At 60.9% G+C, this 11,704-nt stretch carries 6 protein-coding genes and 1 other RNA gene; all 7 read left to right on the forward strand.

Translation table 11 applies throughout. The annotated features are described in order from the left end of the window. The first annotated feature begins 57 nt into the window (after positions 1-57). The 7 genes from LOY52_RS09400 (at position 58) to LOY52_RS09430 (ending at position 11,657) form a co-directional block, all read left to right on the forward strand. A complete protein-coding gene (locus LOY52_RS09400; protein ID WP_007961062.1) occupies positions 58-717 on the forward strand; it encodes a GntR family transcriptional regulator in 660 nt (219 codons plus the stop codon). Positions 718-719: 2 nt separating this feature from the next. After that, positions 720-4,208: a chromosome segregation protein SMC gene (smc, locus tag LOY52_RS09405; protein ID WP_258679187.1), complete on the forward strand. Its 3,489-nt coding sequence runs from the start codon at positions 720-722 to the stop codon at positions 4,206-4,208. 259 nt (positions 4,209-4,467) lie between these two features. Then, positions 4,468-5,331, forward strand: a complete 864-nt coding sequence (zipA, locus tag LOY52_RS09410) for a cell division protein ZipA (RefSeq protein WP_027613270.1) — start codon at positions 4,468-4,470, stop codon at positions 5,329-5,331. Positions 5,332-5,478: 147 nt separating this feature from the next. Continuing rightward, a complete protein-coding gene (gene ligA, locus LOY52_RS09415) occupies positions 5,479-7,836 on the forward strand; it encodes an NAD-dependent DNA ligase LigA (protein ID WP_258679189.1) in 2,358 nt (785 codons plus the stop codon). A 234-nt stretch (positions 7,837-8,070) separates the two neighbouring features. Next, positions 8,071-9,234: a putative zinc-binding metallopeptidase gene (locus LOY52_RS09420; protein WP_258679190.1), complete on the forward strand. Its 1,164-nt coding sequence runs from the start codon at positions 8,071-8,073 to the stop codon at positions 9,232-9,234. A gap of 147 nt (positions 9,235-9,381) precedes the next feature. Continuing rightward, positions 9,382-9,478: signal recognition particle sRNA small type (gene ffs / locus LOY52_RS09425), an RNA gene on the forward strand. Between the two features lie 229 nt (positions 9,479-9,707). Continuing rightward, complete coding sequence (locus LOY52_RS09430; RefSeq protein ID WP_258679194.1) at positions 9,708-11,657, forward strand: hypothetical protein; 1,950 nt, start codon at positions 9,708-9,710, stop codon at positions 11,655-11,657. Positions 11,658-11,704 lie beyond the last annotated feature (47 nt).

The following is an 11,704-nucleotide window of genomic DNA, read 5'->3' on the forward strand; positions in this document are numbered from 1 at the left end:
CTTGCATTTGCGCTACACTGCGCCGCTTGTGCAGATCGAAGAGTTTGAAGGACAACCATGACGTTCAAGGCGCCGGACAGCCTCGCCGAGCAAATTGCTCACCACCTCGCCGAACGCATCATTCGCGGCGAAATGAAGCCGGGAGAGCGCATTCAGGAACAGAAGGTCACGCTGGCCCTCAATGTCAGCCGCGGATCGGTCCGCGAAGCCCTGCTGATCCTTGAACGCCGCCACCTGATCGCGATCCTGCCGCGACGTGGCGCCCATGTCACCGAACTCACCGCGCACAAGGTGCAGAGCCTGTGCACGCTGATGAGCGAGCTGTACATCCTGCTCGGCAATGCGGTCGCCAATGGCTGGCAGACCCAGGCCGACATGGCGCCGTTCGTGCAGATCCAGCAGCGCCTGACCGCCAGCTACGAGCGTCAGGACATCCGCACCTTCGTCGACGACAGCTTCGCCGTGATGCGCGCTGCGTACCCGTTCGCCAACAACCCTTACCTGCAAGAGACCGTCGAGAACCTGCAGCCGGCCATGAGCCGTGCGTATTTCCTCGCCCTCGAACAGCGCAAGGCCGAAATGAGCGAGTTCCTCGAACTGTTCGAACGCCTGCTGGCCGCTGTGCTCGCCCGTGATTTGCCGCAGATCCGCATCGTGCTGACGGCTTATGCCCAGCGCAGCTGCGATCTGGTGGTCTCCGCCCTGACGGTTGCCTGAGCGTGCGGCTGAAGTGCATCAAACTGGCGGGGTTCAAGTCCTTCGTCGACCCGACCACGGTGAACTTCCCCAGTAATATGGCGGCGGTCGTCGGGCCGAACGGTTGCGGCAAGTCGAACATCATCGACGCCGTACGCTGGGTGATGGGCGAGAGTTCGGCGAAGAACCTGCGTGGCGAGTCGATGACCGACGTCATCTTCAACGGCTCGACCAGCCGCAAACCGGTGAGCCAGGCGAGCATCGAACTGGTGTTCGACAACTCCGATGGCACCCTGGTCGGCGAGTACGCGGCTTACGCCGAGATCTCCATTCGCCGCAAAGTCACCCGCGACAGCCAGAACAGCTATTTCCTCAACGGCGCCAAGTGCCGTCGTCGCGACATTACCGACATCTTCCTCGGCACCGGCCTCGGCCCGCGTAGTTACTCGATCATCGAGCAGGGGATGATCTCCAAGCTGATCGAAGCCAAACCGGAAGACTTGCGCAACTTCATCGAAGAAGCGGCAGGCATCTCCAAGTACAAGGAGCGCCGGCGCGAGACTGAAAACCGCATCCGCCGCACCCACGAAAATCTTGCGCGTCTGACCGACCTGCGTGAAGAGCTTGAGCGTCAGCTCGAACGCTTGCACCGTCAGGCCGAGTCCGCGAAGAAGTATCAGGAATACAAATCCGAAGAGCGCCAGCTCAAGGCGCAACTATCGGCCCTGCGCTGGCAGGATCTGAACGATCAGGTCGGCCAGCGCGAGTCGATCATCGGCACCCAGGAAGTCAGTTTCGAAGCGCTGGTCGCCGAGCAGCGCAATGCCGATGCGGCCATCGAGCGGCTGCGCGATGGGCACCATGAATTGTCCGAGCGCTTCAATCTGGTGCAGGGACGCTTCTATTCGGTCGGCGGCGACATCGCTCGGGTCGAGCAGAGCATCCAGCACGGCCAGCAGCGCTTGCGTCAGTTGCAGGACGATCTGAAGGAAGCCGAACGCGCGCGCCTTGAAACCGAATCGCACCTGGGCCACGACCGCACGCTGCTACTGACCCTCGGCGAAGAGCTGGACATGCTCACCCCCGAGCAGGAAGTCACCAGCGCCGCCGCCGAAGAAGCCGCCGCTGCGCTGGAAGATTCCGAAAGCGTCATGCACGGCTGGCAGGAGCAGTGGGACACGTTCAACCTGACCGCTGCCGAACCCCGGCGTCAGGCCGAAGTGCAGCAGTCGCGGATCCAGCAGCTGGAAACCAGCATGGAGCGTCTGGCCGATCGGCAAAAGCGTCTGGCCGAGGAGCGCGATCTGCTTTCCGCCGACCCGGAAGACGCGGCGATCATGGCGCTCAACGAGCAGCTCGCCGAATCCGAAGCGACCCTCGAAGATTTGCAGACCAGCGAAGAAGCGCAGGTCGAAAAACTTGAACAACTGCGTCAGGAATTGCAGCAGGCACTGACCGCGCAGCAGCAGGCGCAGGGCGATTTGCAGCGCCTCAACGGACGACTGGCGTCGCTGGAAGCCTTGCAGCAAGCCGCGCTCGACCCGGGCACCGGCACCGCCGAATGGCTGAAGGAACACAACCTCGCCGAACGGCCGCGTCTCGCCGAAGGCTTGAAGGTCGAGGCTGGTTGGGAGCTGGCGGTGGAAACCGTGCTCGGCGCCGATCTGCAAGCGGTGCTGGTGGACGACTTCAACGGCTTCGATCTGTCCGGTTTCACCCAAGGCGATCTACGCCTGCTCAGCCCCGCCAGCGATGGTGTGCGGGTAGCGGGCAGTCTGCTGGACAAGGTCGAGGCACAGATCGATCTGTCGCCGTGGCTCGGCCAGGTCAAACCGGTCGACAGCCTTGAGCAGGCCTTGGCCTTGCGCGGCCAGTTGAGTGCCGGGCAGAGCCTGATCAGTCGCGACGGTTACTGGGTTGGCCGACACTTCCTGCGGGTGCGTCGCGCCAGTGAAGCCGAGAGCGGCATGCTTGCCCGTGGCCAGGAAATCGAGACGCTGCAGGCCGAACGCGAAGAGCGCGAAGCCACGGTCGAAGCCATGGAAACCCGGCTGCAAACCCTGCGGGCGCAACAGCGGCAGCAGGAAAACGGCCGCGAACATTTGCGTCGTTTGCTGCAGGACGAAGCGCGTTCCCAAGGTGAATTGAAAGCCCAGTTGTCCGCCGGTAAAGCCAAGGCCGAACAACTGATGCTGCGCCGCACGCGGCTTGATGAGGAGCTGATCGAACTCGGCGAGCAGCGCGAGCTGGAACACGAACAAGTCGGCGAAGCGCGCATGCAATTGCAGGAAGCGCTCGATGCCATGGCGCTGGACACCGAGCAGCGCGAGTTGCTGCTGGCTCAGCGCGACAGCCTGCGCGAACGCCTCGACCGCGTGCGTCAGGAAGCCCGCCAGCACAAGGATCACGCCCATCAACTGGCGGTGCGTCTCGGTTCGTTGCGCGCGCAACATGACTCCACGCGTCAGGCGCTGGAGCGGCTGGAAATGCAGGCCGAGCGCCTGACCGAAAAGCGTGAGCAGTTGAGCCTGAATCTGGAGGAGGGCGAGGCACCGCTGGAAGAGCTGCGCCTGAAGCTCGAAGAACTGCTCGACAAACGCATGACCGTCGACGAAGAACTGAAGACCGCGCAGATCGCGCTGGAAGACGCCGACCGCGAACTGCGCGAAGCGGAAAAGCGCCGGACCCAGGCCGAGCAGCAATCGCAATTGATCCGTGGCCAGCTCGAACAGCAGCGCATGGAATGGCAAGCACTGACCGTGCGGCGCAAGGCGTTGCAGGATCAATTGCTCGAAGACGGCTACGATCTCAATGGCGTGCTCGCGACCTTGACGCCTGAGGCCAGTGAACGCGCCGCCGAAGAAGAACTCGAACGGATCAATGCGCGGATTCAGCGCCTGGGCGCGATCAACCTCGCGGCCATCGACGAATACACGCAACAATCCGAGCGTAAACGTTATCTTGATGCACAGGACGCCGATCTGGTCGAAGCACTGGAGACCCTGGAAAACGTCATTCGCAAGATCGACAAGGAAACCCGTAACCGCTTCAAAGATACCTTTGATCAGATCAATGGCGGATTACAGGCACTTTTCCCGAAAGTTTTCGGTGGTGGCAGCGCGTATTTGGAACTGACGGGCGAAGATCTACTCGATACAGGGGTGACGATCATGGCGCGGCCGCCAGGAAAGAAGAACAGCACCATCCATTTGCTCTCCGGCGGGGAAAAAGCCCTGACCGCACTGGCACTGGTTTTTGCGATCTTCAAATTGAATCCGGCGCCGTTCTGCATGCTCGATGAAGTTGACGCGCCACTGGATGACGCTAACGTTGGACGCTACGCACGATTGGTTAAAGAGATGTCGCAGACCGTGCAGTTCATCTATATCACCCACAACAAGATCGCCATGGAAATGGCCGATCAACTGATGGGGGTGACGATGCACGAGCCGGGTTGTTCGCGACTGGTTGCAGTGGATGTCGAGGAGGCGATGGCGATGGTGGACGCCTGAGTCAGCGTGGTGTCGGAAGGGTATGAGTAGTCTGTAGGACTTTTTTACCGACTTCGACTTGCTGGCCAATCGACATATTCGCGCAAGCCAATGTGACAGACGGTGTAAAGTTGTCTTTGGTCGTGCTAGTTTAATGTCAATTTTTCGTATACGTGGGCAAAACGCCTGTCAGAACATAGAGTTGGCGCCACGTTTTAAAGCGGTTTGCACAATGTAAACCCCTTATTTTTCAGCATTTTTTATAGAGGCACGGGATTACATGGAAATCGGTCTGCGCGAGTGGCTGATCGTCATCGGCATCATTGTGATAGCCGGTATTCTTTTCGATGGCTGGCGCCGTATGCGCGGCGGCAAGGGAAAACTGAAATTCCGTCTTGACCGAAGTCTGTCCAACCTGCCGGACGAGGACACCAGTGCTGAGCTGTTGGGCCCGGCCCGCGTGCTGGATACGCATAAAGAGCCGCAACTGGACGAACACGATCTGCCGTCGGTGAGCATGCCGGCCCGCGAAGCACGCGAGCCTCGCGAATCCGGTTCGAAACGTGGCAAGCGCGGCAGCAACGGTCCGGCCCAGGGCGACCTGAACCTCGATCTGGATCTGGACGGCGGCCCGAGCTTCAGCAGCCGTGATGATGACTTCGTCGACGACAGCAAGCCTGCGCCAGCGGTGGCCGACAAGGATCAGCCGCAAGCCGAAGAAGTCCTGGTGATCAGCGTGATCTGCCGCGACGCCGCCGGCTTCAAAGGCCCGGCCCTGCTGCAGAACATTCTCGAAAGCGGTCTGCGGTTTGGCGAGATGGATATTTTCCACCGCCACGAAAGCATGGCCGGCAACGGTGAAGTGCTGTTCTCCATGGCCAACGCGGTCAAGCCGGGCATTTTCGATCTGGACGACATCGACCATTTCAGCACCCCGGCGGTGAGCTTCTTCCTCGGCCTGCCTGGCCCGCGTCATCCGAAGCAGGCCTTCGACGTGATGGTGGCGGCGGCGCGCAAGCTGTCGCAGGAACTGAACGGCGAGCTGAAAGACGACCAGCGCAGTGTGCTGACCGCGCAGACTATCGAGCACTACCGTCAGCGCATCGTCGAATTCGAACGCCGCGCTCTGACCCAGAAGCGCTAAGGCCAAGATCAAAAGATCGCAGCCTTCGGCAGCTCCTACAGAGGAACGCGATCCCTGTAGGAGCTGTCGAGTGCAACGAGGCTGCGATCTTTGAATGATGAAACTGGAGCAGCCTCGGCTGCTCTTTTGCTTTATGAGAGAACACCCATGACCGCCGCCAAAAACCGCATTCTAGAGCTGCGCGCTGAACTCGATCAGCACAACTACCGTTATCACGTCCTCGACGAGCCGAGCATTCCGGACGCCGAGTACGACCGGTTGTTCCACGAGCTCAAGGCACTGGAAGCGGCCAATCCGGAATTGATCACCAGCGACTCGCCGACCCAGCGTGTCGGCAGTGTGGCGCTGACCGCGTTCACCCAGGTGCGTCACGAAGTGCCGATGCTCAGCCTCGGCAACGCCTTCGAAGAAACCGACATGCGCGAGTTCGACCGCCGGGTGACCGAAGGTCTGGATCTGCCGGCCGGTGATCTGTTCGGTGGCGGTGCGGCGGTGGAGTACAGCTGCGAACCGAAACTCGATGGCCTGGCGGTCAGCCTGCTGTATCAGGACGGCGTGCTGGTACGCGGCGCCACCCGTGGCGACGGCACCACCGGTGAAGACATCAGCGTCAACGTGCGCACCGTGCGCAACATCCCGTTGAAGCTGCACGGCACAGGCTGGCCGGCGATCCTCGAAGTTCGCGGTGAAGTGTTCATGTCCAAGGCCGGTTTCGAGCGCCTCAACGCCTCGCAACTGGAAGTCGGTGGCAAGACCTTCGCCAACCCGCGCAATGCTGCTGCCGGCAGCCTGCGTCAGCTGGATTCGAAGATCACCGCCAATCGCCCGCTGGAATTCTGCTGCTACGGTATCGGTCAGGTCTCCCACGATATCTCCGACACCCACATCGGCAACCTCAAGCAATTGCAGAAGTGGGGCATGCCGATCAGTCATGAACTGAAACTGGCCAAAGGCATCGGCGAGTGCCTGGATTACTACCGCGACATTGGTGAGCGACGTAACTCGCTGGCTTATGAAATCGACGGTGTGGTGTTCAAGGTCAACAGCATCGCCGATCAGCGCGAGCTGGGCTTCCGCGCCCGCGAACCGCGCTGGGCGATTGCGCATAAATTCCCGGCCATGGAAGAACTCACCGAGCTGCTCGACGTGGAATTCCAGGTCGGCCGTACCGGCGCGGTCACTCCAGTGGCGCGGCTGAAACCGGTCAAGGTCGCAGGCGTCACCGTCGCCAACGCGACCCTGCACAATATGGATGAAGTGGCGCGCCTGGGCCTGATGATTGGTGACACCGTAATCATCCGCCGTGCCGGTGATGTGATCCCGCAGGTGGTGCAAGTGGTCACCGAACGTCGCCCGGAGAATGCCCGTCCTGTGGCGATTCCAGAGAGCTGCCCGGTCTGCGGCTCCCATGTCGAGCGCACGCAACTGGTCAAGCGCAGCAAAGGCAAGGAAACCATCAGTGAAGGCGCGGTGTACCGCTGCGTTGGCCGTCTGGCCTGTGGCGCGCAACTGAAGCAGGCGATCATTCACTTCGTCTCGCGTCGGGCGATGGACATCGAAGGCCTTGGCGACAAGAGCGTCGAGCAACTGGTCGATGAAGGTTTGGTCAGCTCGCCGGCCGATCTGTATGCGCTGAAGTTCGACGACATTGTTGATCTGGAGGGCTTTGCCGAGGTCTCCAGTAACAAGCTGCTGGCGGCGATTGAAGACAGCAAGCAACCGGGACTGGCGCGGTTCATTTATGCGCTGGGCATTCCCGATGTCGGTGAGGAAACGGCCAAGGTGTTGGCGCGCTCGCTGGGTTCGCTGGAGCGCGTGCAGCAGGCGTTGCCGCAAGTGCTGACCTACCTGCCGGACATCGGCCTGGAAGTGGCCCACGAGATTCACAGCTTCTTCGAAGATGCACACAACCAGCAGGTGATCACCGAGTTGTTGGTGCATGGTCTGCAGATTCAGGATCAGGGTGAGCTGGGCGCCGAGTTCGCCGCCAGCACCACGCTCGGCGGTCTGCTCGACAAGCTGCACATTCCCTTTGTCGGCCCTGGCGGTGCGCAGAAACTGGCGGACAAGTTCGGTTCGCTGGACGCGGTGATGAATGCCGACTGGCTGGACATGCGTCAGGCGCTACCGGAGAAGCAGGCCAATTCGGTGCGCGAGTTTTTTGCTGTGCCTGAGCACCGGCAAATCGCCGAGTCTGCCGAAAAACAGCTGCGGGATTTCGGCATGCACTGGCTGAGCGAGAAGAAAGTCGTCGAAGGCCTGCCGCTGTCCGGCGAAACCTGGGTGTTGACGGGCAAGGTCGAGTTGATGAGCCGTGATGTGGCTAAAGAGCACTTGGAAAGCCTCGGCGCCAAGGTCGCCGGCTCGGTATCGGCGAAAACTCATTGTGTGGTCGCAGGGCCGGGTGCAGGCTCGAAACTCACCAAGGCCAATGAGCTGGGGGTGAAGGTGATGGATGAAGAGGCGTTTATCGCGTTCCTCAAAACCCACGGTATTTCTGCCTGATACCTGTTCGGTCGGCAGTCTGTTTTTGTGGCGAGGGAGCTTGCTCCCGCTCGGCGACGAAGTCGTCGCAAAACCACCATCCTCGGTATTTCAGGATAAATGAGGTCGCATGGTTTTGGGGCTGCTTCGCAACCCGGCGGGAGCAAGCTCCCTCGCCACATCGGCAGTGTGTATTCGGGAACATTGTGGTCTTCAGGATGATCTAGTCTTGGCAAGCCCCAGGGAGAGATCGCCATGTACCGCTTTTTCGAGCAGCTCAGTTCTCGCATTGTCGCGCCGTTCATGGGCGAATCTTCACGCAACAGCAAAATCTGGCCGTGCCGCTGCGGCCAGTCGCTGTTCTTTCGCAACAGTCAGTGCCTGGCTTGCAACGCCATGTTGGGCTATCAGCCTGAAGAAAGTCGCCTGACCTCGCTGCAGCCTGGCCCGCAGGACGGCAGTTGGACACTCGATGTCGATCCTGATGCCGGACTGTTCCGCCGCTGCGCCAACCTCGACACTCCCGCCGCGTGCAACTGGCTACTGCCGGATAACGGCCACGACAGCCTGTGCATCGCCTGCAGCCTCAACCACACCATCCCCGACCTGTCGGTACCGGAAAACCCTGAACGCTGGCGCAAAGTCGAAATCGCCAAGCGTCGACTGGTGGCGCAACTGATCACCCTCGGCTTGCCGGTCATCCCGAAAACCGTGGATGAGACCACCGGTCTGGCCTTCGACTTCATCGGCGTCGACCTCGAAGGCAACGCGCCAATGACCGGCCACGCCAATGGCCTGATCACCCTCGACATCAAAGAAGCCGACGACGCCCATCGCGAGCAGGTGCGGGCGGCAATGCATGAACCCTATCGCACGCTGCTCGGGCATTTCCGGCATGAGGTCGGGCATTATTATTGGGATCGTTTGATCGCCAACGGCCCGTGGCTCGAAGCTTTTCGCAAGCTGTTCGGCGACGAGCGCGCCAGTTACGCCGAAGCGCTCGACCGTCACTATCAACAGGGGGCACCGCTGGACTGGCCGCAACATTACGTCAGCGCCTACGCGACCATGCACCCGTGGGAAGACTGGGCGGAAACCTGGGCGCATTACCTGCACATGATGGATGCAGTGGATACCGCGCTGGGTTTTGGCATGAGTGCGCGGGAAATGGATTTCGATTACCAGCCGTTTCCATCCAGCACTCTGTACGATCCGGAGCACCCCGGCGGCGCGGCGTTTCTGTCGTTCGTCAATGCGTGGATCGAACTGGCGGGGATGCTCAACGAGCTGTCACGCAGCATGGGGCAGCCGGATTTCTACCCGTTCGTGCTGCCGGCGGCGGCGATTGCCAAGTTGCACTTCATCCATCTGGTGATCCAGCAGGCGGGCGGCAAGGCGGACGAGGTGCTGACCCTGTAGCAGCTGCCGCAGGCTGCGATCTTTTCAGGCTCAGCGCATGTCCTTGAACCCGTTCATATTTTTAATCTGAAACCAACGGTTGTAACTTCGCTTCAGATAGGTACAATGGCGCGGCTCGCCGACAGGTGAGTGTCGTTATGGTGACCCCATCGGTCCCCCCGCAACGATTACCCGTGAACCTGGTCAGAGCCGGAAGGCAGCAGCCACAGCGGGAACATTGTGTGCCGGGGTGTGGCTGGTGGGGTTACCACCTTAACGAACAACCAACGCTACAACAGAACTGCATGGGTTTCGCCCACTGCGGTTTTTTTATGCCTGCGATTTGGGCTTTCACGCCAGCCCCTGTGGGAGCAAGCCTGCTCGCGAAGGCTGCCCCACCGATGCCTGTTCAGCCACCAAGGTTTAACAGTGGCATACTCCACCGTCTTGCTGCGCGCGTCGTTGACAAGTTCGCGCCCTGGCTACGAGGTTGTATGCACCCGGAACATCACGATTTATCCACCGCCGTGTACTTGCCTGTGACGGACGAGACCTGCGCCAGTCTGCTGCAGCCCGAGGGCGCGAAAATCCTCGGCGAGCTGACGGATGCGCAGCTGGCCGCCGTGCTGGTCATCCAGAATCTGGCCCAGGCCGCCGAAAAGGATCTCACCGCCACAGCGGCGGAGAAGGTGCTGGCGCGGCTGATCGCCTGGGCGGTCGATGGCGGGGCAGGGCTGCTGTCCGAGGCGCAACGGCTGTTCGACCCGCGTCAATTGTATTTCGGCCTGAACGCCATCAGGGGCTTGAACCTGCGATTGCTGTTGGCCGAAGAGGTGGCGGCGCAGGATTACCTCCTGCCCAGTGGCAAGTGGGATGACGAGTTCAAGACGCGCCACCACGCGATCAACAATCCGTTCAGCCAGCAGATGATCAGCCCGGCACACCGCGAGCGCTGGCTCAGCGCCGCGCAGGACAAACTGGTCAGAACCTTCCGCGCCAACCTCGATGAAGACCTGCACGTGCAAGGCTATGCCGGGATCGGCAAGAGCCACCTGGTCGGCGCCTTGACCGAGTGCCTGCGCCCAGAGAAAACCCTGTTGCTGGCACGCACCCCGGAAAAACTCGCGACCCTGTGCCAGCGCATGGGCGTTGCCAGTGAACGCAAGCCCGGCATCACCTTTGAGGCGTTCGCGCGCGGGCTGATTTATGGGCGCAAGCCACAGCCGGCAAGCGCCGCCGGCCGAGTCGCGAGCAAACAGCGTTTGGCGCAGGAGTTGAACATCCTCGGCTTTCGCGAGCATGACGCGCAACGAACCCTCAACGTCTGCCTGGAAACCCTCGAGCGCTATTGCCAATCCCGGGACTACAGCCTGTCGGCGCATCATCTGCCGTATTTCAAGCTGTCCTTGTCCGGTCTTGAGTCCAAAGTGCTGCTGGAATATTCGAGCCGCGTCTGGACTTACCTTGAAGCCAACCCGGCGTGGGGCCGGCAGAGTGGCTTCGAAGCCTTGTTGCTGATCAAACGGGCAAGCCTCGCGGGCTGCGTGGTGCCGCCGCGTTATAGCCACGTGCTGATCGACGAGAGTCAGGACATTCCCGCTTCGCTGCTGCAGATAATCGAGCGCGGCCGGCAGGTGCTGATCACGCTGGGCGATGAGTACCAGCATGCCGATCGCGACCTGGTGAAAAGAAAGCGTGAAGTGCGCCAGAGCGATATCACCTACTCGGTACGCTCGGGGCGCAACGTCGAGCGTCTGGTCAATCCGCTGATTTCCCGGCACTCGGAAAAGACCAAGGTGCCCTTTGAAGGCGCGCGTGAAGCGGACGTCGGCATCGAGTTTTATCCGCAGGGCTTTGTCCCGCCCGAAGGTTGCGTGGTGCTGACGGCGTCACCGTGGGACACCATGAAGTGGGCCATGCAGTTGCACGATGCCAATTGCCTGTTCAGCTTTGCCGACATGAAAGCCCAGCGCGATCTCGAACACTTCATGACCAGCGCCATCGAGTTGTTCAAGGTCGATTACTACAGTTCCACGCACAGCGAGAAGGGGCCGCATCGCTATTTCAGCGATTTGCCCAAGTGGCAGCAGGTGCGCGATGCCAACCATTTCGACGAGGCGTTTCTCTGGGTCGAGGCCGAGCTGGAGAAAGGCTTCAAGGTCGCTGACCTGACCCGGCTCAACCGGATGATCGGCGGCCCCGGCAAAAGCTGCCTGCTGATGCAGGCGCACGAGGCGGGCGGCATGGAGTTCGATCGCGTTCTGCTGACCCCCGAGCTGCTGACCAACGTGCAGTTCAAGGACGCCTACGCGTTCGATCAGCGGATCTGCGCCGTGTACATCGCCATCTCCCGCGCCCGGCAGCAGCTTTACCTGCCGTACGATGTGGTCGAATGGATCGAATTTCACGACTACCAGAAATTCCGCGAGTCGCACGGTTACTGATTGCCTGACGTTATGGGTTGTCTGGGTCCCGATTCCGCGCCGATATT

The sequence above is a fragment of the Pseudomonas sp. B21-051 genome (genome assembly GCF_024748795.1).
GTDB lineage: Bacteria > Pseudomonadota > Gammaproteobacteria > Pseudomonadales > Pseudomonadaceae > Aquipseudomonas > Aquipseudomonas putida_A.